The following is a 25476-nucleotide window of genomic DNA, read 5'->3' as shown; positions in this document are numbered from 1 at the left end:
GACCGCTCGCGAGCGGCTCTCTTATAGTGAATCGATATCTTTCATAGTAACGCATCGGGCCCATCGCTGGCCCGGTCTGGAGCCCACCGATGACCGATGACGCCCGTCGCACTGCCGACATCACTCTTTTGGGCCGCAGCTACGTCATCGCCTGCCCACCGGATGAACAGGACCAGCTCGACCGCGCTGCCCGTTATCTGGATCGCGCCATGCATGGCATCCACTCCCAGTCCAAGGTGCTCGGCACCGAGAAGACCGCTATCATGGCGGCGCTGAACATCACCAATGAGCTCCTGCAGATGATCGACGAGCGCAAGGCCGATGAGGAGAGCCTCAACCGCCTCAACGAGCGTCTCGAACGTGCGCTGGATGCTGGCAAGAGCGGCTGAGCAATCTGCGCTTTGGCGCTTAGCCCCGCTCTGGTAGGATGAAGGCGTTCCCTGGAATGTACGCCAGCCGTTACAGTCCCTCGAGCCTATGCGCATTACCCAGGGGGCCAAATGCTAGACAGACCCGTGTGCATGTCCGCGCGACGGAAAGCCTGACGGTCTGTCTGCGGCCACCCACCTTGAACCAATGGGTTCAAGGGCCAGAACGACAGCGGCATTCTGGGGAACCTCGATATCCGCCGCCCGCCGTGAGCTCGTACGCCATGCCTCATGCGCCCTTGCCTGACACGACCTTCCCGCGTGAGTTCCATCACGACGAGAAAGCCCCCGATTCGTCATTCTCGACAGTCGCCGATACGCCGAAGCAACGCCGTGAGCTGCGCCGCACCCTGCGCCGCCGTCGTCGCGCGCTAACACCTCGACAGCAACGCCAGGCCGCCAAGGCTCTGTGTCGCCGCTTGCGTGGACTGCCGGAGTTTCGTCGCGCCAAGCGCGTGGCGCTCTATCTGCCTAACGATAGCGAAATCGATCCCCGGCCGCTGATCGCCTGGCTCGAGCGTCGCGGGGCAGAGGTCTATCTGCCGGTGCTGGCACCACTGACGCACAACCGGCTGTGGTTCGTGCGCTACCACGCAGGCACGCCGATGGTCACCAACCGCTTCGGCATCCGCGAACCCGATACCCGGCACGGCGCCCATCGCGCCCGGCGCCTGCCCGCCTGGGCTCTGCAGCTGGTGCTGATGCCGCTGGTCGGCTTCGATGATCAGGGGCAGCGCCTGGGCATGGGCGGCGGCTTCTACGATAGAAGCTTCGCCTTCACACGCCAGCGCGGCCCGCGCCCTCGGCTGATCGGCCTGGCCCATGAGTGCCAGCGTGTACCGACGCTGCCGGTGGCGAGCTGGGACGTGCCTCTGGACGCCATCGTAAGCGATGCCCGGGTGCTTAGGCCCTGAGGACCGCCGGAGCCACCCCGTCAGGCTGGCACCCTCACGAGCGCCAGCACGCGACGCCCCATCCAGGCCACGATGCCACCCTCGCACTAAACTCGGGCCACAAAAAAAGACCGGCCGCTGCCTGAGGAAGGCAGCGGCCGGTCTTTTGCCTAACCCCGCTTTAATACCGACCGATCACGCGCTCGGGTCATCGATGCGCGTCAGGGGTGGGGATACGGGTAGGGGCGTTCACAGTCGGTCTGGCGTGGCTGTGATTAAAGGGGCTCAAAAGAACGTGGTTAAAAGAACCTAGTTAAAGGAGCGCTGGTCGAATGAGCTCTGACTGAGCGCATAAGGCCTGAGAGATCGGGTAAACCTTGCGATGAAAGCCAAATGGTGACGCCTATCGCGTCACCACAGGCTCAGCGAAGCATCAGCTTCCGACCAGGGCCTGAGCGTAACCGGTGGCGACCACTCCGAGACCGAAGACCAGCACCAGCGCCATGACCAGATCGGGCTTGCGTTTCATTGCCAACTCCGTGATGTCGTAACAAAAGATGAAAGCGTCGTCTGACTAACGACGTTTAAGACTATAAGGCTAAGCCTAAAGAATGACAATCGCCTTAATAGCCAGAACACATGATAAAACGCCTGCCACCTCTAAGGCTAGCCGTTAGTCAACACTTACCTACTGTTACGACTGCGGACCATCAGGCCATGAATAACCTATAGGCCGGATTATGGGTTTCTTTCCAGTACCGGTAACCGATAGCGTCGAAATATTCCTCGACATGAGAGCGATCGTCGCTGGGCATCTGCATGCCGACCAGCACCCGGCCATAGGCAGCACCATGGTTGCGGTAGTGAAACAGCGAAATGTTCCAGTCAGCCGGCAGGTGCGTCAGGAAGTTCATCAGGGCCCCGGGGCGTTCCGGGAACTCGAAGCGATAGACTTCTTCTTCGAACTGCTCCTTGGGTCGGCCGCCGCCCAGGTGGCGAATATGCAGCTTGGCCATCTCGTCATCGGTGAGATCAACCACCGGGTAGCCCTCGTCACGCAGCTTGGCGATCACCGCCTGGCGATCCTCGCCGCCCGGCTTGACCTGCACACCGACGAAGATGTGAGCGGCGTCCGGGTCGGCGTAGCGGTAGTTAAACTCGGTGACCATGCGCTTGCCGATTGCCTTGCAGAAGCGCTTGAAGCTGCCCGGGCGCTCGGGGATGGTCACCGCCAGGATGGCCTCGCGCTGCTCGCCAAGTTCGGTGCGTTCGGCGATGTGCTGCAGGCGATCGAAGTTGGTGTTGGCGCCTGAGTTGATGCACAGAAGCGTCTCGCCTTCGGCGCCGTCACGCTGGATGTACTTCTTGAGGCCAGCCAGCGACAGGGCGCCGGAGGTCTCGGCCACCGCGCGGGTGTCCTCGAAGATATCCTTGACCGCGGCACACATCTCATCGGCGTTGACGGTGATGATCTCATCGATCAGATCCCTGGCGATGGCGAAGGGCACTTCACCGGCCTGGGCCACCGCAACGCCTTCGGCGAAGACGCCGACCTGATCCAGCACCACTCGCTCACCGGCTTCCAGGGCAGCCTTGAAGCTGGCGCTGTCTTCGGATTCGACCCCGATGACCTTGATCTCGGGACGCAGGTACTTGATGTAGGCAGCCACGCCGGCGATCAGGCCACCGCCGCCCACCGGCACGAAGACCGCATCCAGGCGGCCGCTGTGCTGGCGAAGGATTTCCACACCGATGGTGCCCTGACCCGCGACCACGTCGATGTCGTCGAAGGGTGGAATGTAGGTATAGCCGTGCTCGGCGATCAGCTCCTGAGCATGGGCGGCGGCGGCGGCAAAGGCGTCTCCCTTGAGGATCACCTTGGCTCCCCGGGCGCGCACCGCCTGGACCTTGATTTCCGGGGTGATGCGCGGCATCACGATCACCGCCTTGACGCCCATCAGCTTGGCAGCCAGCGCCAGCCCCTGGGCATGGTTACCCGCCGAGGCGGCGATCACGCCCTTGGCCTTCTGCTCGTCGGAAAGCTGCGCCATCTTGTTGTAGGCACCACGGATCTTGAAGGAGTAGACCGGCTGCAGGTCTTCACGCTTGATCAGAATCTGGTTGTGCAGACGCTTGGAAAGGATGGTGGCCGCTGAAATCGGCGTTTCCCGTGCCGCTTCGTAGACCCGGGCGGTGAGTATCTTCTTGACGGTTTCTTCGAGCATCCTGATATCCCAAGGGCGTCGGCATGACCCAAAGCCATGCGACCAACGCGTGCGTGGCAAAACATCTATTGGTAGCAGACCCGCTGCCGTGGCGTCCAGCGCCTTCGACGCCGGGACAGGGGACCATCAACACGGCCACGGAACTGGCCTATAATCGCGGCGCTTCTTCCGCCGATCCCAAACTCCGACAACCCCAAGCGAGCTCTCATGACCCAAGACGAACTGAAGGAGGCGGTGGCCGCCGCCGCCATCGAGGAAATTCGCCCGCTGCTCGGCAGCGAAGTGATCATCGGCGTCGGCACCGGCTCTACCGCCGACCGTTTCATCGACCGCCTGGCCGCTCTGCGCGACGACTTCAAGGCCGCCGTGGCAAGCTCCGAGGCCACCGCCAAGCGCTTGAAATCCCACGGCATCGACGTGGTCGAGATGAACTTCGCCGGCACGGTACCGGTGTACGTGGACGGCGCCGACGAGATCAACCCGCGCCTTGAGATGATCAAGGGCGGCGGGGCGGCCCTGACCCGCGAGAAGATCGTGGCCGCCTGCGCCCAGCGCTTCGTGTGTATCGCCGATGCCTCAAAGCAGGTAGACGTGCTGGGCGATTTCCCGCTGCCGGTGGAGGTGATCCCCATGGCCCGCTCCTACGTGGCCAGAGAGCTTGTGAAGCTCGGCGCCACGCCGGTCTATCGCGAAGGGGTGGTGACCGATAACGGCAACCAGATCCTCGACTGCTATGAGTTCATGATAGAGGACCCGGTGGCCATGGAGGCCCGCATCAACGCCATCGTCGGCGTGGTCACCAACGGCCTGTTCGCCTCGCGCGGTGCCGATGTGCTGCTGCTCGGTGGTCCCCAGGGCGTGGCGCGCACCGAAAAAGACAAGGCGTAAGCGAGCACCTACTTCGCCTTTATCATCCTCTCCAGGCCTTCCAGGGTGCGTGAGAGCGCGCCCCGGTTGGCCGCCACCACCTGCCGACCGGCTTCGCCGAGGCGTTCTCTGTCCGCCGGATCGTCGATCAGCGCGCCCAAGGCCTTCGAAAGCGCCTCGGCATCGGCGACGTCGGTGAGCGCCCCGGCCTCACGCAGGGTCGCGGCGACATCGCTGAAATTCTCAAGCGATGGCCCGGTGACCACCGGCACTCCCCGCACCGCGGGCTCGAGCAGGTTGTGCCCGCCGATTGGCACCAGGCTGCCGCCCACGAAGGCAACATCCGCGGCCCCATAGAAGGTCGAGAGCTCGCCCATGGTATCGCCAAGATAGACGTTCGTGTCGCGACTGGGGCGCTCATTTTTTGATCGACGCGCCACACTCATGCCCTGCGCCTCACACAGTGCGGCGACATCATCGAAGCGCTGAGGGTGACGGGGGACCAGAATCATCAGCGCATCGGGGTGCGTCTCGAGCAGGCGCCGGTGGGCGTCGAGCAGCTGTTCATCTTCGCCTGGATGCGTCGAGCCGGCGACCCAGATCGGCCGCTCTCCGAGCCATAAATGTAAGCGCTCACTATCATCAACATCCTCATCAGAGGCGCTCACATCGAACTTGAGCGAGCCCACTACGGTAGTGCCCGCACCGGCCATGCCCAGGGTTCGGTAGCGCTCAGCATCTTCGTCGGATTTGGCAGCCAGCCAGCCGACGTCGGCCAGCGCCGCCGCCATCAGCGGGCGGATCTTCATGTAACGCGCGAAGGCGCGGAGCGACAGGCGGCCGTTGACTACCGCGACCGGCACGCCGCGGCGTCGGCAGGCGGCAAGCAGGTTGGGCCATAGCTCGGTCTCGAAGAAGATCGCCTGCACCGGTGCGAGCCGGGCGACGAAGCGCCGCGCGGCACCGGGGAAATCCAGCGGAACGAAGTGATGGCTCACTATCGCGCCAACGCCTTTTCCATTGATGGTGTCGGCCAGCGCCTGAACCCGGTCGGCGCCGGTGGCCGTCATGGTGGTGACCACCAACTGGTGCCCGGGGCGAGCGGCGGCCAGCGCCTCGATTAGCGGACGCGCCGCCAGCACCTCGCCCACCGACGCGCAGTGCAGCCAGGTGACGGGGCGCTCGCTGAGACCGTCAGCCGATGTGCCACTAGCGTTGCGGGGAATCATCCCCAGGCGTGCCAGCCTCGGGTGAGCAAGTGCCTGCTCACGCCATACCCGTCGCCAGATCAGCGGCGAAAGCACATAGAGCGCCGCCGAATAGAGGCAGCGCGGCCAGCAGGCAAGCATCAGCGTTCCCGGTCGAGAATGGTCGAGATCATCGCCGTGGTGGAGACGCCGTCTTCGAAGTCGAGCACCCGCACCTCGCCGCCGTTGGCGATCACCGCCTCGCCGCCGGCGATATCGGCAGGCTGATAATCACCGCCCTTGACCAGCACGTCGGGCAGCACGGTCTCGATCAGCGACGCCGGGGTGTCCTCGCCAAAGGGCACCACCCAGTCCACGGCGCCGAGGCCCGCGAGCACCTGCATGCGCCGCTGCAGGGGGTTGATCGGCCGGGTCGGCCCCTTGAGGCGCGCGATCGAGGCATCGTCGTTGACCGCCACGATCAGCCGATCGCCGAGCCGGCGGGCCTGCTCCAGATAGGCGACATGGCCGGCGTGCAGGATGTCGAAGCAGCCATTGGTCATCACCACCTTCTCGCCGCGGGCCTGGGCGGCGCGTACCGCCTCGACCAGCGGCGCGGCCTCGATGAGGCCGAACTCGGCGAGCTTGTCGCCGTGCAGTGCCGTATAGAGCTCGGCGATCGACAGGGTCGCGGTGCCGGGTTTGGCCACCACCAGGCCGGCGGCCAGGTTGGAAAGCGTCATGGCTTCGGGGAAGCCGTGACCGGCGGCCAGCGCCAGCCCCAGCACGCCGATCACGGTGTCGCCAGCGCCGGTGACGTCATAGACCTCGCGGGCCCGGGTGGGCAGATGAAGGGGGGCATGATCAGCGCGGATCAGAGTCATGCCCTTCTCGCTACGGGTGATCAGCAGAGCCTCCAGGTCGAGCTCGACCCTCAGCGCCTCGCCCTTGGCAGCCAGCTCCTCGTCGGTTCGGCAAGGGCCGACCACCGCCTCGAATTCGGTCAGGTTGGGGGTGACCACGCTGGCCCCGCGATAGCGGCGGAAATCGCTGCCCTTGGGGTCGACCAGTACCCGCTTGCCTGCATCGCGCACCATCTGGATCAGCGATTCGACGCGATTCAGGGTGCCCTTGCCATAATCGGAGAGGATCACCAGATCGGCGTCACCGAGCTGCGCCGCGACCTGATCATGCAAGTCCTGGGTATCCACCTCGTCCAGCGCCTGCTCGAAATCCAGGCGGATCAGCTGCTGGTTGCGACTCATGACCCTGAGCTTGGCAATCGTCGGTATTTCAGAGCTACGCTGGAAGTGAGTGGTCACTCCGGAGTCTTCGAGCCGATGGGTCAGCAGGTTGGCATTCTCATCGTCGCCGACCAGGCCCGCCAAGGCGGCGTGGGCGCCCAGTGAGGCAATATTGAGCGCCACGTTGGCGGCCCCGCCGGGACGGTCCTCGCCGTCGTTGACCTTGACCACCGGCACCGGCGCCTCAGGCGAGATCCGCGAGGTGCCACCGTGCCAGTAGCGATCGAGCATCACATCGCCTACCACCAGCAGACGGGCCTGTTCGAGGGCGGTCAGATCAAACTTCATCGCGGGACTCCATGAGTAGAGCGTCGAGGTGGGCGATCACGTCATCGGCATGGATCAACGACATGGCATCGGGGTGACGTACACGCGTGCCCCAGACGATCTCGTCAGGCGACTTGTGCAGGTAGGCGCGCACGGCCTCGGGATAGCGATTGACGACATGCTCGCGCCAGCGATAGGGCGCGGCGCGTTGCGGGTTGGTGGTGGCATAGAGCCCCACGGTCGGCGTATTCAGGGCGTTGGCCATATGCACCGGCCCGGAATCAGGCGCGACGACGGCACGCGCAGCGTCGATCAGAGCCAGCAGCCCCTTCAGCGAGGTGCCACCGATGGCGTCGATCACCGCGCCCTCGGAGCACAGCGCCTGGATGCGGGCACCCATCTCGCGCTCCTGGGTGCTGCCGCCCCCGCTCATCACTGTCGCCAGGCCGTGACGGCTCCACAGGTGTTCGATCACCGCGGCATAGCCCTCGGCGGACCAGTTGCGGAAGTTGCGCAGCCGCGGGTTGGCGCAGGGGCTGATCAGCACGTACTCCCGCTCGCCGCTGACCTGGCGCGCTTCGCGCCGAGCGTCGTCGGGAATCGCCAGATCCCACTCCGGCGTCAGGTCCTCAACGCCGAGCTCGCGGGCAAAATCCATGAAGGATTCGAGCACATGGGCACGCGGATGCGGCGCCAGCTGATGCTGGGTGAACCAGTGTTGCCAGTCCTTGGCCCGGGCCTTGTCGTAACCGATGCGCACTTTGGAGCGCAGCCCCAGCGACAGCACGCTGGCACGCAGCGACTGCTGCATGTGCAGCAGCGCATCAAAGCGGGTGTCCTTGAGCGTGCGCCATATCTCGCGCATGCCGGCAAGACCGGTCGATTTGTCGTAGACCACGAACTCGACCCCGGACAGGCCCGACAGTAAACTGTGCTCCGCCTTACCGACGATCCAGGTAATGCGCACGCCCGGCCACTGCCGCTGCAGGGCACGCACGGTCGGCACCAGGTTACAGACATCGCCCAGGGCCGAGAGCCTAAGCACGCAAAGGTGCGTGGGGTGGACGGGCAGAGGATGCTTCATGCAGTTGGCAACGTTCCAGAAAGACAAGGCTCTCATTCTATATGATGCAGGGCGTTTTTGTGACGGGGGAAAACCGGCACAGGGCCGCGAGACTGCCAACAAGCATGCGACTGCCAGCGATCACCTGGCGTCACCCGTGCCTCTGGAACCACGCTGGTTCTGTCCGGACTACTGGCGTGCGCATGGCACTGTGACTGGCGAGGCGCCTGGTCGCGGGGCGAGTCTCTTCTTGAAGGCCCCCGACCGGCCGGACGAGCAATGGGTGCTGCGCCCCTACCGGCGCGGCGGCCTGATCGCCCGCGTCAACGACTCAAGCTACCTGTGGACCGGTCGCGAGGGCACCCGCGCCTTTCGCGAGCTGCGCCTGACCGCCGCTCTCCATGCCAAGGGGCTGCCTGTGCCTCGCCCTGTGGCTGCCGGCGTCTGGCGGCGCGGCCTTGTCTATCAGGCAGCGTTGATCACCGTTCGCCTGACCGGCGCCCGCGCCTTGGCCGACTGCCTGCCGGACGCCGACGCCGCGCTGCTCGAACGCGTCGGCGCTACCATTCGCCGCTTCCATGACGCCGGACTCGACCATGTGGACCTCAATGCCCGTAACCTGCTGGTCGGCCCGCAGGGCGAGGTCTTCATGATCGATCTGGACCGCTGTCGCCTGCGGGCTGCGGGTCGCTGGCAGGCGGGCAACCTGGCACGACTCGAGCGTTCGCTCGAGAAGTTCGCCTCAGCGGCGGCGCTGCCCGCCATTCTCGCTGGTTACCACGGCAACACCGACGCCTGACCCGAGCGGGCGAAGTACTTGTCCATCACCAGCAGGCCTACCAGGCGCTCGCGCCGCTTGTTTTCAAACTGCGCCACGTATGCGTTGGCGTTGGCGATGATGCGCCTGGCCTCATCGGGGTGATCCCGGTAGTAGGCGATCTTCTCATCGAGATCGCCATAGTCATCGGCGAGCTGCACATAGTGGTGGCCGGGAACCAGCCGCCCCTCCATGAACCAGGTCTCGAAGCGCGGCGCGGCCATGAAACACAGGGAATTCGAGGCCATGATCCACTTCAGATTGGTCGCCACATCCTTGCCTTCGATGCTCAGCACGAACTTGTACTGAAGCTGCTCCTCGATGCTCATGAAGGGCCGGTGATAGGGCTGCCCCCGGGAGCAGCGCCGCACATCGCCAACGTCGCATAGCGGGTGATCGTGGAAGCGTTCGACGAACGCCTGGCGGTGCGTCCGGTGGCAGGCGCCGCGCCAGACCAACCGGTCCTCTTTGGCCTCGAAAGGCATGCGGTCGGGAACGACGTAGTAGTGGCGCACGGTATTGAGCTTGAGCAGCACCGAATGCTGATTGTCACCGCTCACCGGCCGGCTCTTGAGGAAGGAGGGTCGCTCTGGCACCTCGCGGATATCGCCGAAGAGATGGCGAAAGCGCAGGTGCCGAGGGAAGAAACGCAGGTAGCGCAGCAGATCGAGATAGTAGGCCCAGCTGCCGTCGCGCCTGAAGCCGCCAATCGTCGTGGCTTTTTCACCTGGCTCGAAGGCCGAGGCACAGCGGTTGTAGTAGGCGACCCGCGCCTCGACATCCTGTCTCGCCGGCTCATCGAGGGTATCGAGCTCGGCCAATATACCCGCCAGGCGCCGCCGATGGACGGCCGCCGGCACCACTAGCCCCGCCGCATGCCTGGCATAGAAACGAAACTTGTGTGCGTTCTTGTGCAGCTGTGCCAGTAGCGTCTTCATCCGGGCCATCGCATTGCCTTTGCTGCCAGCAAGCGCGCGCAAGGAGCGCGGTATCAGCCACGCGCCCATTGGCAGCGCTTGCGCCAGTGTCTGAAGGCATCCATGCGTCTTGTCGTTTCATCGCCGCCACCGACCCTGTGGCCAAGTCATGCTATATCATGTCCCGATAGAGCCGCCAATAAGCGTCGGCCATGGCCTTAGGCGTATAACGATCAAGCTGTGCGCTCGCACCGACGGCCAGTCGCTGGGCACGCGCGGGGTCATCATGCAGACAAGCGATGGCTGTCGCCAGAGCCTCGGCATCGCCGGGTGGCACCAGCAGCCCGGTGTCGTCATCGTGGACAATGTCGGGGATGCCGCCGACCCGCGAGGCCACAATCGGCACGCCGGCGTCCATCACGTCCAGCAGCACCGAGCCCAGACCTTCGTTGCGCGAGGGAAACGCGAAGAGATCGAGCCCCGGCAGGTAGTCACCGATATTGTCCCTGAAGCCCATGAAGGTGACATTGGCAAGGTCGGCCGCTTCGGTTTCTAGCACCTCGGCGTCCTCGCCCTGGCCGAAGAACAGCACCTGCAGGTCGGGCTGGGTCCGCTGGAGGCGCCGGGCGGCATCGATCAGCACCCGCTGGCCCTTGTGACGGTCGACCAGGGCACCGACATGCCCGACCAGGTACTTGCCCGGGAAGTCGGCACGCAGGGCCTTGGCCTGTGCAGGATCGGCCTTGAGTCCGGACAGGGCGCTGGGAATCAGCGCCACCTCGCCCCAGTCACGCGCCTCGAGCTGACGCTTAATCAGCGACGAGATCGCCACCCGCCGAGCGGCTCCGCGATAGAAGAGGCGATTGCTGAGTTTATCCTTGACCGGCGCATCGACCCGACGTGTCAGCAGGTAAGGGACGCCATGCCGCCAGCGGTGCAGGCCCGCCCAGTGCACCGCCTTGGCATCGTGGGCATGTACGACATCGGCGCGCAGGCGCCCCGCCAGTCCATGGCCCGCGAGCTGGTGATCGGCATCGATGAAAGTAAGCCCGGACACCTCGGCGAGACGGGCACGCAACGGCGAGTCTCGCCGGCAAGCAAGCCATTGCCTTGCGTCCTCGCGTACGGCAAGGGCGCGAATCAGCAGTTCAGTCTGACGCTCGCCGCCACGAAACCCCTTGGCCAAATTGACATGGATGATCTTCAACAATGGCTCCCAATGAAAACAGGCTGACTCGGGACGACGGCTGGACGCCACGGAGTGATTCACACAAGGCAGCGGCGCGGGCACATGGTCTGCCCGGGCCGCAAGGCGGTACTATACGACGTCGCACTTGCGACGTTTCGTCATTGGTACCCTTTGTCATGAGTATCATTTGCCATTAGTACCCTTCGTCATTGGTAATAATGGTGACCGGTACCATTTTGTGGCCGGTACTATTTATTATTTACGGCCAGTACGAGTCTTATGGCCAGTACGCGCCGCGAATAGCACTATACGCCTTTGCAAGGCCAGGCTTAAGGCACTGAACAGACAGGCAATAAGCAGAGCTGTCGCAACGTATCTACCCCGTGCCATGCATTGCTCACGGCCTGATTCGACGCCACCATGCCCACCGCACTCGCACAACAAGAGATCGCACCATGACGCCGATAACCGGAGTGGTCATCACTCTCAACGAAGAACGACAGATCGCCGACTGCATCCGCTCACTGTTTCGGGTCTGTGACGAGGTCATCGTGGTGGATTCGCTCAGTCAGGATGACACCGTCAGGATCGCCGAGGCCGAAGGAGCCCGGGTAATCGAGCAGGCCTACCTGGGTGACGGGCCGCAAAAGGCCTTCGGTGTGCCCTACGCAAGCCATGACTGGATCCTGGCCCTCGATGCCGATGAGCGCCTCGACGACGATGCCGTCGCCAGAATCCAGTCTCTAAGCCTCGCTGATCCATCCACGGCCTATGCGTTTCGGCGCAAGAACTACGTCGGCCACCACTGGATCCGCGCGGCCGGCTTCTACCCTGACTCGGTGGCGCGGCTGTATAACCGCACCCAGGCCGGCTACGAGCCCAAGAAGGGCCATGCCGCCGTCAAGGCGCCCAAGGTCGAGCAAACCGGCACCCACCTGCACCACTTCACCTATCATGATCTCAAGCACTGGATCGAGCGCATCAATCAGCTGTCATCACGAGATGCCTGGGCGATGAAGGATCGCGGCGTGCCCGCCTCGAACTGGGCGCCTGCAGTGCACGCCCTGACCGCCACCCTGCGCAAGCTGATCCTCAAGGGCGGCATCTTCCAGGGTAGCGATGGCATGACGGTGGCGATGACCACCGCCTTTCGGGCCTACATGAAGTACGCCAAGCTCAACGAGCTGTACGAGAACGAACGAGTCAGCCGGCAGGCGTAAGCACCTGGGGCGATGCGGGCAGGATCGCCTCCAGCATGCGCTCGGGCGAGATATCCTTGAGGCAGTTGGTGTGGCCAAGCGGACAGTCCCTCGCAAAACACGGCGAGCAGGACAGCGCCAGATAGTGAATTCGGGCGTTGCTGGTCAGCGGCGGCGTGTACTCGGGCGACGAGGAGCCGTAAATGGCGTGTACTCGGGTGCCGACCGCGGAGGCCACGTGCATCAGCCCCGAGTCGTTGGTCACCACCTGCTCGCAGTCGGCGAGCAGGTCCACGGCATCAGCAAGCCGCGTGCGCCCGCACAGGTTGTGGGCGTGAGACAGGCCCGCGCAGATCACCTCACCGGCCGGAGCATCCTTCGGCCCGCCCAAGACTCGAACCTCGTAGCCCTTGGTCACCAGCTGCACCGCCAGCGCATGAAAGTGCTCGAGAGGCCACTGCTTGGCAGGGCCATATTCGGCCCCCGGCATCATGCCGATGGCCGGGCGCGATGACAGCTGATGGTGAAGCCTGAGCTCGACCAGGTTGTCCGGGTCCACCGCCAGGCGGGGGCGCGGAATGGCGAAGTCACCGCTGGCTGCTTCCTCTTCGGGCAGCCCCAGGGAGACGAAGCGCTTGACGGTCTGGTCGAGCAGCGTCTTGTCCAGGCGGCGCCGCTCATTGAGCAGCCATAGCCGCTGCTCGCCGATAAAGCCCCGGCGCTTGGGGATACGTGCCAGGAAGGGCACCATCGCCGACTTCCACGATCGCGGCAGCACGATGGCGCGATCGAAGCGCCCCTTGAGATGACGTGCCAGCTCTCGACGAGCGGCGAAGCCGAGCTCGCCATGGCCGACCTCCAGTGCCAGCGCCTCGTCAACCTCCGCCATGCGCTCGAGGATCGGCAGCGACCAGCCGGGGGCGACCACGCCCAGCGTGCAGCCGGGATGGCGCGTCTTGAGCGTCATCAGAAGGCTCTGGGCCATCACCATGTCCCCGACCCAGGATGGCCCCACTACCAGAATCCGCTCGCCGGCGTCAGCCATTCAGCCACTCCAGATACTCGCGCACGCCCTCGGCGACGGTCTTGAACTCGGCGGTATAGCCGGCCTCGCGCAGGCGCGTGATATCCGCACGGGTATAGCTCTGGTAGCGCCCCTTGAGCTCATCCGGGAAGTCGATGAAATCGATTTGGCCCTTGCCGTAGTAGTCGATCGCGGTATCGGCGATGGCCTTGAACGGTTCAGCCCGGCCGGTACCCAGGTTGAAGATCCCCGAACGGTCCGGGTTATCGAGGAACCACAGGTTCACATTCACCACGTCACCGACGTAGACGAAGTCGCGGCTCTGCATGCCGGCCTCATAGCCGTCCCAGGCGCCGAACAGCTTGGGGTTCTGCCCGGCCTGAACCTGGGTGTGGTGATGATAGGCCACGCTCGCCATCTTGCCCTTGTGCTGCTCACGGGGCCCGTACACGTTGAAGTAGCGAAAGCCCACCACCTGGCTTTTGAAGGTGTCCCAACGCGCCCGCACATACTGATCGAACAGCAGCTTGGAGTAGCCGTAAACGTTGAGTGGCTTCTCGTGCTCGGGGGCCTCGAAGAACACCTCGCTGCCTCCATAGGTCGCCGCCGACGAGGCATACAGGAAGGGGATGCCCTTGGCCTGGCAGAAGCTGAGCAGCACCTTCGAATATTCGAAGTTGTTTTCCATCATGAAGCGCCCGTCCCACTCGGTGGTGTCGGAGCAGGCGCCCTCGTGGAAGATCGCTTCGATCTCCGGCAGCCCGGCATCATCGCCGCGCAGAGAGGCCTCGATGCGCATCAGGAAGTCATCTTTATCGAGATAGTCCCCCAGCGTGCAGTCGGCCAGGTTGACGAACTTGGTGCCGTCGGAAAGATCATCCACCACCAGCACGTCTTGGCGACCGCGGGCATTCAGTGCTTTGACCAGATTGGCGCCGATGAAGCCGGCGCCGCCTGTGACTACAATCATCGTCAATTCCCCATCATGTTCGGCACACGGCTCAATCCGTCCGCGCGCCTATATCCGATTAACCTCTGATTGTATACTTGGCAGTTCTTGAATTCATGGGCCAACGGTGCTTCACCAATGACACAGTCGACGCCAGACGTGAAAACCTTCCAGGGCCTTATCCTCGCCCTGCAGCAATATTGGGCCGAACAGGGCTGCGCCATCATGCAGCCGCTGGATATGGAAGTCGGTGCCGGTACCTTCCACCCCGCCACCTTCCTGCGCTCCATCGGCCCGGAAACCTGGAACGCTGCCTACGTTCAGCCTTCGCGCCGGCCAACCGACGGCCGCTACGGCGAGAACCCCAACCGCCTGCAGCACTATTACCAGTTCCAGGTCGTCATGAAGCCGTCGCCGGCCGACTTTCAGGCGCTCTATCTGGGTTCCCTTGAGCGTCTCGGCATCGACCCGCTGATCCACGACATCCGCTTCGTCGAAGACAACTGGGAATCCCCGACCCTGGGCGCCTGGGGCCTGGGCTGGGAAATGTGGCTAAACGGCATGGAGGTGACCCAGTTCACCTACTTCCAGCAGGCCGGCGGGATCGAATGCTATCCGGTGACCGGCGAGCTGACCTACGGCCTCGAGCGCATCGCCATGTACCTGCAGAACGTCGACAGCGTCTACGATCTGGTCTGGACCATCGCGCCGGACGGCACGACGGTCACCTACGGCGATGTCTTCCTACAGAACGAGCGCGAGCAGTCGGCCTACAACTTCGAGCACGCCGACGTGCCGGCCCTGTTCGACGCCTTCGACTATCAGGAGCGCGAGTGCAGCAAGCTGCTTGAGGCCGGCCTGCCGATGCCGGCCTATGAAATGGTGCTCAAGGCCTCCCACACCTTCAACCTGCTCGATGCCCGGCATGCCATCTCGGTCACCGAGCGCCAGCGCTTCATCCTGCGGGTTCGCACTATGGCCCGCGACGTGGCCCACGCCTATTACGAATCACGCAAGGCCGCTGGATTCCCGATGGCCCCGGACGCCCTGAAACGCGAACTGCTAGCCGAACAAGGAGACGCCTGAGCCATGGCCACCGATACTTTCCTGATCGAACTCGGCGTCGAAGAACTGCCGCCGAGCGCCATCGACAGCCTCTCCGACGCGCTGGCCAAGAGCCTGCGTCAGGGCCTCACCGAGGCCGAAGTGCCCTTCGCCGAGGTGCGTGCCTATGGCACCCCGCGTCGACTCGCCGTGCAGATCGACGCTCTGGCCGACAAACAGCCGGACCGCGAGGTCGAACGCCGTGGCCCGGCGCTGGCCGCCGCCTTCAAGGATGGCGTAGCGACCAAGGCCGCCGAAGGCTTCGCCCGTTCCTGCGGCGTCAGCGTCGATGACCTGATCCACCTCGAGACGCCAAAGGGCACCTGGCTCGGCTATCGCGAACAGCAGCAGGGTGAAGCCGTTACCACCTTGTTGCCCGCTATTGTCAGCAAGGCCATCGATGGCCTGCCGGTGCCCAAGAACATGCGCTGGGGCAGCTCGCGCATCGAGTTCTCACGCCCGGTGCACTGGCTGGTGATGCTCTACGGACGCGAGGTCGTCGAGGCCAATGTGTTAGGCCTTACCGCCGGCCGCACCACCTATGGCCACCGCTTCCACGCCCCCGAGGCCATTGCGCTGACCCATGCCGATGATTATCTCGGCGCTCTGGAAGACGCCTATGTGCTCGCCGACCGCGACCGTCGTCGCGAACGCATCCGCGAACAGGTACTGGCCGAGGCCGAGTGTCTAGATGCCGAGGCGGTAATCGATGAGGACCTGCTGGTCGAGGTCAGCGGCCTGGTGGAATGGCCGGTAGCCCTCACCGGCAGCTTCGACGAGCGCTTCCTGGAAGTCCCCCCGGAGTGCCTGATTTCTTCGATGAAGGCCAACCAGAAATACTTCCACCTGCTGGATGCCGATGGCCGGCTCAAGCCGCTGTTCATCACCATCGCCAACATCGAAAGCCGGGACCCGCAGCAGGTGATCGAAGGCAACGAGAAGGTGATCCGGCCCCGCCTGGCCGATGCGGCCTTCTTCTATGACATCGATCGCAAGACCCCGTTAGCGGCTCGCCGCGAGGGGCTCGGAAGCGTGGTCTTCCAGCAGCAGTTGGGTACCCTGGCCGACAAGGCCACGCGCAGCGTGCCAGTGGCACGCTTCATCGCCGACCATATCGGCGGCAATGCCGAGCATGCCCAGCGCGCCACCGAGCTCGCCAAGTGCGACCTGGTCACCGAGATGGTGCTGGAGTTCCCCGAACTGCAGGGCATCATGGGCTGCTACTACGCCCGCCAGGACGGTGAAGCCGAGGACGTGGCTCAGGCCCTCTACGAGCAGTACCTGCCGCGATTCGCCAGTGACGTCATCCCGCAGACCCGCACCGGCCAGGCGCTGGCGCTGGCCGATCGCCTTGATACCCTGACCGGCATCTTCGGTATCGGCGCACGGCCCACCGGTGCCAAGGATCCCTTCGCCCTGCGCCGCGCCGCCATCGGCGTGCTGAATATCCTGATCAAGGGCGAGCTGGACCTGGACCTGCGCGAGCTGCTTGAGCTTGCCGCGGCGCAGCACTCAGGCCTCCCCAAGGCCGAAGGGCTGGTCGATGAAGTATTCGACTACATGCTCGACCGCTTCCGGGCCTGGACCCAGGACGAAGGCATCGCCGTCGAGGTCTACCTCGCCGTACGGGCACGCCCGGTCACCAAGCCGCTGGACTTCGCGCGTCGTGTACAGGCGGTGCATGCCTTCAGCCAGCGAGAAGAAGCCGCCGCTCTGGCTGCCGCCAACAAGCGAGTGGCCAACATCCTAGCCAAGCAGGAGCACGACGGCTCGACGCACGTCGACACCCACCTGCTGGCAGAAGCCGCAGAACACGCCCTGGCCGAAGCGCTGGAAGCGCGTCGTGTCGCAGTGACACCGCTGTTCGCGGAGGCTCGCTATGCCGAGGCACTGGATGCGCTGTCCAGCCTGCGTGAGCCGGTCGACCGCTTCTTCGATGAAGTGATGGTGATGGCGGAAGACGATGATGTCCGCCGCAATCGCCTGGCTCTGCTCGCCAACCTGCAGGCCCTGTTCCTGGGCGTGGCCGATATTGCCGAGCTGCAGCAGTAAGAGCTCAGCGTTTCATGTGAAACAAAAACGCCCGACATCAATGGCGGGCGTTTTTTATCTAGCCTGACATCTCCTTTCCCTCAACCCTGCCGTGTTCCACATGAAACATGGTGCCTTAACGCACTTAAGACATGTCCGACGTGCCGTGCCTCAGGAAAAAACTTCGAACTGAGACTCGAGCGTACGTACACGACGTCATACAGCGGGCATGGGCGTCAAAAACAGGGTATGCCTGCCCGCTCACTCAGCACCATTTCGCTGATGCGCTGGGCCTGACGGCCATCCACGTGAATCGCGTTCTGAGACAACTTCGGGACGCAGGAATGGTCACGTTCCGGGACGGCATCGTGACCTTCGACAACTACAGCAAACTGGTGGAATTTGCGGAATTCGACCCGACCTACCTCAACCTCGGTGGGCCGCGACTCAGGTAGTGATCGAAGTCTGGTGGTGTTTTACCTAACGAGCATGTTTCACGTGGAACATTCATTCGAGTCATTCACGAGGTGTTGCATCCGCCAGTTGTTCCATGTGAAACACCCACCTACACTAAACGTTTGAGCCTACCCACTGAGACACTCCGTCATGCCCATTGCACCAAAACTTGTGATTCTCGATCGTGATGGCGTCATCAACCAAGACTCCGACAACTACATAAAATCTCTCGACGAATGGGTGCCCTATCCCAGTGCTATCGATGCCATCGCAAGGCTCAGCCGGACCGGCTGGACAGTAGCCGTCGCCACCAACCAGTCAGGAATCGCCAGGGGATATTTCGATGAAAGCGTCGTGGCCGCGATTCATACCCGGCTGAATGCTCTGGTAGAGGATGCCGGTGGCAAGATCGAACAAATCGTCTACTGTCCCCATGAACCTGCTGATAATTGCCAGTGCCGTAAACCCAAGGCGGGGCTACTGGAAACGATTCGCGACCGGCTTGGTCTCGCAGATCTCGCGCGCAGCTGGATGGTGGGCGATAGCCTGCGCGATCTCCAAGCGGGAGAAGCCATTGGCTGTCGTAGCGCACTGGTGCGAACGGGCAAGGGAGGCGACACCGAAGCCAAGGGAGAGGGACTGCAGCATGCCAGGGTCTTCGATGACCTATCCGCATTCGTGGGATGGCTGATCGACGACACCCAGGCCTCTGACAATCTTGTTGCCAGCAACGCTGCTGACGATCCAGGTCCCGTCAAAGAGGAAGACGCCAGCCTGGGTGCAGACCAGATACCGCCGTTGAGCCAGCCACCCGCCTGATGATGGCTGACCTAGCGCCAGGCAGGCACCTGACACCAAAACCACTCCACCAGAACCAACGACACGAGGCCGGCAAATGCCGGCCTCGTGTCGTTAAGGGAGCGGAGCGTGGTGCCATGTTTCACGTGGAACATTGGCCTGCAAGCTAACGTCATGAAAGAGCTTCCACATGGCCCATGGCGCTGACCAGGCGATCACACGTCCAGGTTGGCCACCAGAGCAAAGCGCTCGATAAAGTCACGACGCGGCTCCACCTCGTCACCCATCAGGGTGTTGAACATCATGTCTGATGCTACCGCATCCTCGATGGTCACCCGCAGCATACGACGGGTATCCGGGTTCATGGTGGTGTCCCACAGCTGATCGGGGTTCATTTCCCCCAGCCCCTTGTAGCGCTGGATAGAGAAGCCGCGCTGGGCCTCCTTCATCAGCCACTCGAGAGCGTCGTAGAAGGTCGTGATCGGCTGCTGACGCTCGCCGCGGGACACGTAGGCGCCCTCTTCGAGCAGGCCTTCCAGCGTATCACCAAGGCCAGTCATGGCCTGATAATCGACGCTGCGGAAGAAGTCCATGCCCCACACATAGTCCGTCGAAACACCGTGAGCGGTCAGGGTCACCGCCGGCAGGAAGAGACCACGTTCCGTATCTTCCTGGAGTTCGAAGGTATAGCGCGGTCCACCCTCATAGGCGATCAGCGCATCCATCTCGACCTGCAGCTGATCGACCCAGCGCTGCATCCGGTCGCGATCCTTGAGGCTATCCTCACCCGCCAGGCTCTCGGCATGCACGATCTTGCGCAACACCTCGCTGGGATAGACCCGTGCCAGGCGATCGATGCGGTTCATGACATCACGATACTGCTGCACTAGCGCCTCTAGCTGCTCACCACCAATCCCCGGCGCATCCGCATTAACGTGCAGACCAGCGCCATCCAGCGCCGTGGTGGTCAGGTAATTTACCAGTGCCTGCTCGTCCTTGAGGTAGCTCTCCTGCTTGCCTCGCTTGATCTTGTAGAGCGGCGGCTGGGCGATAAAGACGTGGCCCCGCTCGATCAGCTGCGACATCTGACGGAAGAAGAACGTCAGCAGCAGGGTTCGGATATGCGACCCGTCTACGTCGGCGTCGGTCATGATGATGATCGAGTGATAGCGCAGCTTGTCGGGATTGAACTCCTCGCGACCGATGCCACAGCCCAGGGCCGTGATCAGTGTGCCGACCTCGACTGAGGACAGCATCTTGTCGAAGCGCGCTTTTTCGACGTTAAGGATCTTGCCCTTGAGCGGCAGGATCGCCTGAGTGCGACGATCACGCCCCTGCTTGGCACTGCCACCGGCCGAGTCACCCTCGACCAGGTAGAGTTCAGAAAGGCTAGGATCCTTCTCCTGGCAATCGGCCAGCTTGCCGGGCAAACCGGCAATATCCAATGCGCCCTTGCGGCGCGTCATATCGCGGGCCTTGCGAGCCGCCTCACGGGCACGGGCGGCGTCGAGCATCTTGTTGACGATCGCCTTCGCCTCGTTGGGCCGCTCGACCAGATACTCGGAGAACTGCCGGCCCATCTCCTGCTCGACGGCCGTCTTGACCTCGGAGGACACCAGTTTTTCCTTGGTCTGGGATGAGAACTTGGGATCCGGCACCTTGACCGAAATGATTGCAGTCAGTCCCTCACGAGCGTCGTCGCCCGAGGTGTTGACCTTCGCTTTCTTGAGCAGCCCCTCCGCCTCAATGTAATTGTTGAGGCTGCGGGTCAACGAGGCTCGGAAACCGGCCAGGTGCGTACCGCCGTCACCCTGAGGGATGTTGTTGGTGTAGCAGAAGATGTTTTCGGCGAAGGTGTCATTCCACTGCATCGCCACCTCGACGCCGACGCCGTCTTCGCGCTCCACGTTAAAGTGGAAGACCGGATTCAGCACCGACTTGTTGGTATTGAGGTGATCAACGAAGGCCTTGAGACCGCCTTCATAGTGGAACAGCTCTTCCTTGCCACTGCGCTCGTCCATCAGACGAATCGCCACCCCGGAGTTCAGAAAGGACAGCTCACGCAGGCGCTTGGCGAGAATATCGTAGTGGAACTCGATGTTGGCAAAGGTCTCTGGCGACGGCCGGAAGTGGACCCGGGAGCCGCTCTTTTCCGATTTGCCGACCACCGCCAGCGGTGAGGCAGGCACACCGTGGTGATAGATCTGCTCATGGACCTGGCCCGCACGCCAGATGGTCAGCTTCAACTCTTCAGAGAGCGCATTGACCACCGACACCCCTACCCCATGCAGGCCACCGGAGACCTTGTAGGAGTTATCGTCGAATTTGCCGCCGGCGTGCAGCACGGTCATGATCACTTCTGCCGCCGACACGCCCTCTTCCTCGTGGAGGTCGGTGGGAATGCCGCGACCGTTGTCGCTGACCGTAATTGATTCGTCCGGATGGATGACAACGCGAATCTCGCTGCAGTGACCGGCCAGTGCTTCATCGATGGAGTTGTCTACCAGCTCGAACACCATATGATGGAGACCGGTGCCGTCATCGGTGTCACCGATATACATGCCAGGACGCTTGCGTACGGCATCCAGCCCCTTGAGTACCTTGATGCTCGATGAGTCGTAAGCCTGTTCGCTCATTGACTACTCCGTCGTGAAGTCTTTCATTCCGTATGCCGCCAGCCGGCCATGTTCCACGTGAAACATGGCCACTGGCGTTGTCGACTGCCATACCCCGGAGAGAACATCGGGGTCGACAGTAGTGATGAACACCTGGCACTCCATGCGCTCCAGCCACCGGCAGAAAACACGGCGGTGGTTGGCATCGAGTTCGGCAGGCAGGTCATCGATGAGATAGATGCAGGTGCGCCCGGTGGACATCTCCAGCAGCCGTCCCTGTGCCAGCTTCAGCGCGCTTACCACCAGCTTTTGCTGGCCTCGCGACAGTACCTCGACTGCCGGCCGGCGCTGCACGCGAAGCTTCAGATCCGCCCGCTGCGGGCCCTGTTGGGTAAACCCCATCTGACTGTCGCTTTCCCGTCCCTGCCGCAGGACCTCAGCCAGGGTCCGCTGCCGATCCCAACCGCGCGAATAGCGAAGGCTCAGACCAGGAAGCGGCAACAACTCGGCGAGCGTGTCCTCGAAGACCGGGAGGAAAGCGTCCATATAGGCATGTCGCAAGGCGTCAAGCCGTTCACTCCACTGCGCCAACTCGTGGTCCCAGACATCCAGTGAACGACCGTCAATTCTATCACGCCTGAGCAGCGCATTCCGATGTTTCAGCGCCCTGCGTACGCGGCGCCAGGCCTCGAGGAAATCGTGTTCCACGTGAAACACGCCCCAGTCGAGAAACTCGCGGCGGGATGAGGGAGAGCCCTCCAGCAAGCGAAAGGCGTCGGGATTGATCAGCTGCAGGGGGAGCGCCTCGACCAACTGAGAGACTCGCGCCACTCGCTCACCCGCCATGCGCATTTCCAGCTCAGACTGATCACGGCGGCGCCGGATGCCTACCGGCAGCGGTGGGTCGCCGACCAGGCGCCCATGCAGGGTCATCGTCTGATCGTCATGATCGATGGCATGCTTAAGCTGCTGGGTGCGAAAGGAGCGCCCCATGCCGAGGATATGAATCCCCTCGAGAAGGCTGGTCTTGCCGCTGCCGTTGGCCCCGACGATGACGTTGATCCCCGGTTGCGGCGCCATCTCCAGACTGACCAGATTGCGAAGCCCCATGAAGGCGAGACGGTCGAGGGTCATGACACGCTTCCCGGGATGCCCGGCGCTCCGGGCAATCATCCGTGGTACAGAGGAGGGAGAGATCAGAGACGCATCGGCATGACGACGTACATGGCATCGCCGCCACCCGGCTCCTCCATGAGAGCACTGCTGTTGGGGTCAGCCAGCGTCATCTGTACGCGATCCTCGTCAAGAACTCCAAGTACATCAATGAGATAGCCAACATTGAAGCCGATTTCCAGGGCTGGCCCGGAGTACTCGATGGCCACGTTCTCCTCGGCTTCTTCTTGCTCGGGGTTATTGGCCATGACCCGCAGGTTGCCCTCTTCGAGGTGCAACCGAACGCCGCGATACTTCTCGTTGGAGAGAATCGAGGTACGTGACAGCACCTGACGCAGTTCGGCACGGTCCGCGATGAACACCTTGTCGCCATTGCGTGGCACCACCCGCTCGTAGTCCGGGAACTTGCCATCGACCAGCTTCGAGGTGAAGGTGAATTCACCGGTGTGGGCACGCACATGAGTGGAGCCGAGCGTCAGGCTGACCGGCTCATCGCTGTCATCGAGCAGGCGTGAAAGCTCAAGCACCCCCTTGCGGGGCACGATCAGCTTCTGGGCCGGTTCGACTTCGATATCGGCCGGACGTGAGCAGACCGCCAGACGGTGACCGTCGGTGGAGACGGTGCGCACCAGGTTGGAGCGCAGCTCGAGGAGCATGCCGTTCAAGTAGTAGCGAACGTCCTGCTGGGCCATGGCGAAGGAGGTCGAATCGATCAGGTGCTTGAGGGTGCCCCGCGGCAGGCTCAGCTCGACGCTGCCCTGGCCGTCCTCGATATTGGGGAATTCCGCCACCGGCAAGGTCGACAGGGTGAAACGCGAGCGACCGCTGCGCAGCACGGCACGCCCGTCTTCCAGCACGAACTGAATTTCCGACTGCTCGGGCAGCGACTTGCAGATATCCATCAGCTTGCGCGCCGGCACCGTGGCCGAGCCGGGCTCATCGACCTGAGTCGGGGCCGTACGGCCGATCAGTTCGACCTCGAGGTCGGTGCCGGTCAGGGCCACCTGGGTGTCCTGGACCTGAATCAGCACATTGGAGAGTACCGGCAGGGTCTGGCGACGCTCGACCACGCCGGCGACCAGCGCCAGGGGGCGCAGCAGGGCTTCGCGGGAGATGGAAAATTTCATGTGTGCTCCACTCTTGTCCTGAATTCGATGACGTGATGCGAAGGTAACCGGTCGGCGGCCATCAGCTGGTCAGCAGGCGCAACAGGTTCTTGTAATCTTCGCGGATGTCCGCGTTCTCTTCCTGCAACGCCTGCACCTTGCGGCAGGCATGCAGCACCGTGGTGTGATCTCGCCCGCCGAAGGCGTCGCCGATCTCCGGCAGGCTGTGGTTGGTGAGTTCCTTGGCCAGGGCCATGGCTACCTGGCGGGGACGCGCCACCGAACGCGAGCGACGCTTGGAGAGCAGATCAGACAGTTTGATCTTGTAGTACTCGGCGACGGTGCGCTGGATGTTGTCGACCCCTACCTGCTTGTCCTGCAGGGCCAGCAGATCCTTCAGGGACTCACGAATGAAATCCTGAGTGATCGTCTTGCCCATGAAATGGGAGTCGGCGATGACCTTCTTGAGGGCCCCTTCCAGCTCACGCACGTTGGAGCGAATCTTCTGAGCAATAAAGAAGGCCGCATCATGGGGCAGGTCGACCTTGGCCTGATCGGCCTTCTTCATCAGGATCGCGACCCGGGTCTCAAGCTCCGGCGGCTCGATGGCAACCGTCAGCCCCCAACCAAACCGTGACTTCAACCGCTCCTCCACCCCACTAATTTCCTTGGGATAACGGTCGGACGTCAGGATCATCTGCTGGCCGCCTTCAAGCAGCGCATTGAAGGTATGGAAGAACTCTTCCTGGGAACGCTCCTTGCCGGCGAAAAACTGGATATCGTCGATCAGCAGGGCATCCACGCTGCGGTAGAAGCGCTTGAAATCATTGATGGCATTGAGCTGCAGTGCCTTGACCATGTCGGCCACGAAACGCTCGGAATGCAGGTAAACCACCTTGGCGTTCTCGCTGCGGCCGGCCAGTTGGTTACCCACCGCGTGCATCAGGTGCGTTTTACCCAGACCCACGCCGCCATACAGAAACAGCGGATTGTAGGCGCCACCGGGATTCTCAGACACCTGGCGAGAAGCGGCACGGGCCAACTGGTTCGACTTACCCTCAACGAAGGTCTCGAAGGTGAAGTTGGGGTTGAGGCCGCTCTGATGCTTGAGACTACCCTCGACCTGTACCTGGCGGGCGTTGCCGGCAGGCCGCCGGGGCCCCTCATCACGCATCTGATCAATCTCACGCTCATCGGCGAAATCGCCCCGCGGCGGCGTATGCACCGCCGGTGCGGCCTGCACCGGACGCGACCCGGCGGAAACCGGATTGCCCAGCTCACGGGGTTGAGGCGCCGGAGCGGCTCGCCGACTGCCCACCGTCAGCGACACCTTGGGAGGCTTCGCCGGAGACAGTTCACGCATCAGTTCGCTGATGCGCTTGGCGTACTTGTCACTGACCCAGTCACGGACGAAGCGATTGGGGGCCAACAGGCAAAGCTCGTTGGACTCCCCTTCCTCCGCCTGCAAGGGACGGATCCAGGTATTGAACTGCTGGGAACTCAGTTCGTCCTGCAGGTAATCCAGACATTGTTGCCAAAGAGCGACAGACACGCGACCTCACCAACCGGTTGACGAAAGACCCGCATTGTAGCGTTCGAGGCTCGGGTTATCCACATGGCGGGGCATGGATTTCTCCCTGTGGACAACCATGCGCCTGTCCACTGAAGAACTCTTGGATGAACCTGAGGGAAACCTTGGGTTGTGGACAGCTCTTGATCTTGTCATCAGCCTGTCCCCCGGATGTCCTCTTTACATTGACCGTTTGCACACAGGCTTGTCGCTAGTATAAAAAACTGTAATAGATGACTTATCCTGACTTATCCACAAATATTGTCCCCACTATTAGTAACAACATCAGTAAGA

General features: G+C 62.8%; 20 protein-coding genes, 1 other RNA gene and 1 pseudogene. 10 read left to right on the top strand and 12 right to left on the bottom strand.

What is annotated here, in order from left to right:
• Window positions 1-89: 89 nt before the first annotated feature.
• The 3 genes from BCL93_RS13040 (at window position 90) to BCL93_RS13030 (ending at window position 1342) form a co-directional block, all read left to right on the top strand.
• Window positions 90-389 carry a cell division protein ZapA gene (locus BCL93_RS13040; protein ID WP_112055694.1) on the top strand — a complete coding sequence of 100 codons (300 nt, stop codon included), beginning with the start codon at window positions 90-92 and terminating at the stop codon, window positions 387-389.
• Window positions 390-434: 45 nt separating this feature from the next.
• A non-coding RNA gene (gene ssrS / locus BCL93_RS13035) (6S RNA) lies at window positions 435-619 on the top strand.
• Window positions 620-652: 33 nt separating this feature from the next.
• Window positions 653-1342 (top strand): 5-formyltetrahydrofolate cyclo-ligase, encoded by a 690-nt coding sequence (locus tag BCL93_RS13030; RefSeq protein WP_112055693.1) that lies wholly within the window; start codon window positions 653-655, stop codon window positions 1340-1342.
• Window positions 1343-2031: 689 nt separating this feature from the next.
• On the opposite strand, the gene ilvA is transcribed toward BCL93_RS13030, so the two are convergent.
• A complete protein-coding gene (gene ilvA, locus BCL93_RS13025; RefSeq protein ID WP_112055692.1) occupies window positions 2032-3546 on the bottom strand; it encodes a threonine ammonia-lyase, biosynthetic in 1515 nt (504 codons plus the stop codon).
• Window positions 3547-3753: 207 nt separating this feature from the next.
• Here ilvA and rpiA point away from each other — a divergent pair, with 207 nt between their 5' ends.
• Window positions 3754-4434: a ribose-5-phosphate isomerase RpiA gene (rpiA, locus tag BCL93_RS13020; protein WP_112055691.1), complete on the top strand. Its 681-nt coding sequence runs from the start codon at window positions 3754-3756 to the stop codon at window positions 4432-4434.
• Between the two features lie 8 nt (window positions 4435-4442).
• Here the strand turns inward: rpiA and waaA are convergent, their stop codons facing one another.
• Genes waaA through BCL93_RS13005 form a run of 3 tightly spaced genes read right to left on the bottom strand, consistent with a single transcriptional unit; the run spans window position 4443 to window position 8255 of the window.
• Entirely contained in the window at window positions 4443-5762 is a 1320-nt protein-coding gene (gene waaA, locus BCL93_RS13015) for a lipid IV(A) 3-deoxy-D-manno-octulosonic acid transferase (RefSeq protein ID WP_112055690.1), read from the bottom strand.
• The gene (gene hldE, locus BCL93_RS13010; RefSeq protein WP_112055689.1) at window positions 5762-7192 is read right to left on the bottom strand and encodes a bifunctional D-glycero-beta-D-manno-heptose-7-phosphate kinase/D-glycero-beta-D-manno-heptose 1-phosphate adenylyltransferase HldE; all 1431 of its coding nucleotides are present in this window, start codon (window positions 7190-7192) and stop codon (window positions 5762-5764) included. The genes waaA and hldE overlap by 1 nt, the downstream gene beginning before the upstream one ends.
• Entirely contained in the window at window positions 7182-8255 is a 1074-nt protein-coding gene (locus tag BCL93_RS13005) for a glycosyltransferase family 9 protein (protein WP_112055688.1), read from the bottom strand. Before BCL93_RS13005 ends, hldE begins: the two co-directional genes overlap by 11 nt.
• On the opposite strand from BCL93_RS13005, the gene BCL93_RS13000 reads away from it, so the two are divergent.
• Window positions 8254-9033, top strand: a complete 780-nt coding sequence (locus BCL93_RS13000) for a 3-deoxy-D-manno-octulosonic acid kinase (RefSeq protein ID WP_112055687.1) — start codon at window positions 8254-8256, stop codon at window positions 9031-9033. The two genes, BCL93_RS13005 and BCL93_RS13000, sit on opposite strands and share 2 nt — an antisense overlap.
• Here the strand turns inward: BCL93_RS13000 and BCL93_RS12995 are convergent.
• Window positions 9009-9998 (bottom strand): glycosyl transferase family 90, encoded by a 990-nt coding sequence (locus BCL93_RS12995; RefSeq protein WP_258396528.1) that lies wholly within the window; start codon window positions 9996-9998, stop codon window positions 9009-9011. The two genes, BCL93_RS13000 and BCL93_RS12995, sit on opposite strands and share 25 nt — an antisense overlap.
• 142 nt (window positions 9999-10140) lie before the next feature.
• Window positions 10141-11175 (bottom strand): glycosyltransferase family 4 protein, encoded by a 1035-nt coding sequence (locus BCL93_RS12990; RefSeq protein WP_112055686.1) that lies wholly within the window; start codon window positions 11173-11175, stop codon window positions 10141-10143.
• Window positions 11176-11612: 437 nt separating this feature from the next.
• On the opposite strand from BCL93_RS12990, the gene BCL93_RS12985 reads away from it, so the two are divergent.
• Complete coding sequence (locus BCL93_RS12985; RefSeq protein WP_112055685.1) at window positions 11613-12377, top strand: glycosyltransferase family 2 protein; 765 nt, start codon at window positions 11613-11615, stop codon at window positions 12375-12377.
• On the opposite strand, the gene waaF is transcribed toward BCL93_RS12985, so the two are convergent.
• Entirely contained in the window at window positions 12361-13401 is a 1041-nt protein-coding gene (gene waaF / locus BCL93_RS12980; protein WP_112055684.1) for a lipopolysaccharide heptosyltransferase II, read from the bottom strand. The genes BCL93_RS12985 and waaF overlap by 17 nt on opposite strands.
• Window positions 13394-14350: an ADP-glyceromanno-heptose 6-epimerase gene (gene rfaD / locus BCL93_RS12975; RefSeq protein ID WP_112055683.1), complete on the bottom strand. Its 957-nt coding sequence runs from the start codon at window positions 14348-14350 to the stop codon at window positions 13394-13396. Before rfaD ends, waaF begins: the two co-directional genes overlap by 8 nt.
• Window positions 14351-14467: 117 nt before the next feature.
• On the opposite strand from rfaD, the gene glyQ reads away from it, so the two are divergent.
• The 4 genes and pseudogenes from glyQ to gmhB all read left to right on the top strand — a co-directional run.
• A complete protein-coding gene (gene glyQ / locus BCL93_RS12970) occupies window positions 14468-15415 on the top strand; it encodes a glycine--tRNA ligase subunit alpha (RefSeq protein ID WP_112055682.1) in 948 nt (315 codons plus the stop codon).
• A 3-nt stretch (window positions 15416-15418) separates the two neighbouring features.
• Window positions 15419-17485, top strand: a complete 2067-nt coding sequence (gene glyS, locus BCL93_RS12965; RefSeq protein ID WP_112055681.1) for a glycine--tRNA ligase subunit beta — start codon at window positions 15419-15421, stop codon at window positions 17483-17485.
• Window positions 17486-17616: 131 nt separating this feature from the next.
• Window positions 17617-17919 (top strand): helix-turn-helix domain-containing protein, encoded by a 303-nt coding sequence (locus tag BCL93_RS17700; RefSeq protein ID WP_220086282.1) that lies wholly within the window; start codon window positions 17617-17619, stop codon window positions 17917-17919.
• 151 nt (window positions 17920-18070) lie between these two features.
• Window positions 18071-18613 (top strand): annotated as a pseudogene (gmhB, locus tag BCL93_RS12955) (D-glycero-beta-D-manno-heptose 1,7-bisphosphate 7-phosphatase); the annotation flags it as partial.
• A gap of 320 nt (window positions 18614-18933) precedes the next feature.
• Here the strand turns inward: gmhB and gyrB are convergent.
• From gyrB to dnaA, 4 genes are all read right to left on the bottom strand, one after another.
• Window positions 18934-21354, bottom strand: coding sequence for a DNA topoisomerase (ATP-hydrolyzing) subunit B (gene gyrB / locus BCL93_RS12950; RefSeq protein WP_112055679.1), 2421 nt, complete (start codon window positions 21352-21354; stop codon window positions 18934-18936).
• A 3-nt stretch (window positions 21355-21357) separates the two neighbouring features.
• A complete protein-coding gene (gene recF, locus BCL93_RS12945; protein ID WP_112055678.1) occupies window positions 21358-22467 on the bottom strand; it encodes a DNA replication/repair protein RecF in 1110 nt (369 codons plus the stop codon).
• Between the two features lie 62 nt (window positions 22468-22529).
• Window positions 22530-23633, bottom strand: a complete 1104-nt coding sequence (dnaN, locus tag BCL93_RS12940; RefSeq protein ID WP_112055677.1) for a DNA polymerase III subunit beta — start codon at window positions 23631-23633, stop codon at window positions 22530-22532.
• Window positions 23634-23694: 61 nt separating this feature from the next.
• A complete protein-coding gene (gene dnaA, locus BCL93_RS12935; RefSeq protein WP_112055676.1) occupies window positions 23695-25164 on the bottom strand; it encodes a chromosomal replication initiator protein DnaA in 1470 nt (489 codons plus the stop codon).
• Window positions 25165-25476: the final 312 nt, after the last annotated feature.

This window comes from Onishia taeanensis (assembly GCF_003268885.1).
GTDB lineage: Bacteria > Pseudomonadota > Gammaproteobacteria > Pseudomonadales > Halomonadaceae > Onishia > Onishia taeanensis_A.
Note: the sequence above shows the minus strand (reverse complement) of the source record. Positions and strands in the feature narration are given on the sequence as shown.

Excerpts from the sequence above, each read along its gene's own strand:
- BCL93_RS13040 (WP_112055694.1), top strand. The coding sequence starts at position 90 with ATGACCGATGACGCCCGTCGCACTGCCGACATCACTCTTTTGGGCCGC.
- BCL93_RS13030 (WP_112055693.1), top strand. The coding sequence starts at position 653 with ATGCCTCATGCGCCCTTGCCTGACACGACCTTCCCGCGTGAGTTCCAT.
- ilvA (WP_112055692.1), bottom strand. The coding sequence starts at position 3,546 with ATGCTCGAAGAAACCGTCAAGAAGATACTCACCGCCCGGGTCTACGAA.
- rpiA (WP_112055691.1), top strand. The coding sequence starts at position 3,754 with ATGACCCAAGACGAACTGAAGGAGGCGGTGGCCGCCGCCGCCATCGAG.
- waaA (WP_112055690.1), bottom strand. The coding sequence starts at position 5,762 with ATGCTTGCCTGCTGGCCGCGCTGCCTCTATTCGGCGGCGCTCTATGTG.
- hldE (WP_112055689.1), bottom strand. The coding sequence starts at position 7,192 with ATGAAGTTTGATCTGACCGCCCTCGAACAGGCCCGTCTGCTGGTGGTA.
- BCL93_RS13000 (WP_112055687.1), top strand. The coding sequence starts at position 8,254 with ATGCAGTTGGCAACGTTCCAGAAAGACAAGGCTCTCATTCTATATGAT.
- BCL93_RS13005 (WP_112055688.1), bottom strand. The coding sequence starts at position 8,255 with ATGAAGCATCCTCTGCCCGTCCACCCCACGCACCTTTGCGTGCTTAGG.
- BCL93_RS12995 (WP_258396528.1), bottom strand. The coding sequence starts at position 9,998 with ATGGCCCGGATGAAGACGCTACTGGCACAGCTGCACAAGAACGCACAC.
- BCL93_RS12985 (WP_112055685.1), top strand. The coding sequence starts at position 11,613 with ATGACGCCGATAACCGGAGTGGTCATCACTCTCAACGAAGAACGACAG.
- waaF (WP_112055684.1), bottom strand. The coding sequence starts at position 13,401 with ATGGCTGACGCCGGCGAGCGGATTCTGGTAGTGGGGCCATCCTGGGTC.
- rfaD (WP_112055683.1), bottom strand. The coding sequence starts at position 14,350 with ATGATTGTAGTCACAGGCGGCGCCGGCTTCATCGGCGCCAATCTGGTC.
- glyQ (WP_112055682.1), top strand. The coding sequence starts at position 14,468 with ATGACACAGTCGACGCCAGACGTGAAAACCTTCCAGGGCCTTATCCTC.
- glyS (WP_112055681.1), top strand. The coding sequence starts at position 15,419 with ATGGCCACCGATACTTTCCTGATCGAACTCGGCGTCGAAGAACTGCCG.
- BCL93_RS17700 (WP_220086282.1), top strand. The coding sequence starts at position 17,617 with ATGTCCGACGTGCCGTGCCTCAGGAAAAAACTTCGAACTGAGACTCGA.
- gyrB (WP_112055679.1), bottom strand. The coding sequence starts at position 21,354 with ATGAGCGAACAGGCTTACGACTCATCGAGCATCAAGGTACTCAAGGGG.
- recF (WP_112055678.1), bottom strand. The coding sequence starts at position 22,467 with ATGACCCTCGACCGTCTCGCCTTCATGGGGCTTCGCAATCTGGTCAGT.
- dnaN (WP_112055677.1), bottom strand. The coding sequence starts at position 23,633 with ATGAAATTTTCCATCTCCCGCGAAGCCCTGCTGCGCCCCCTGGCGCTG.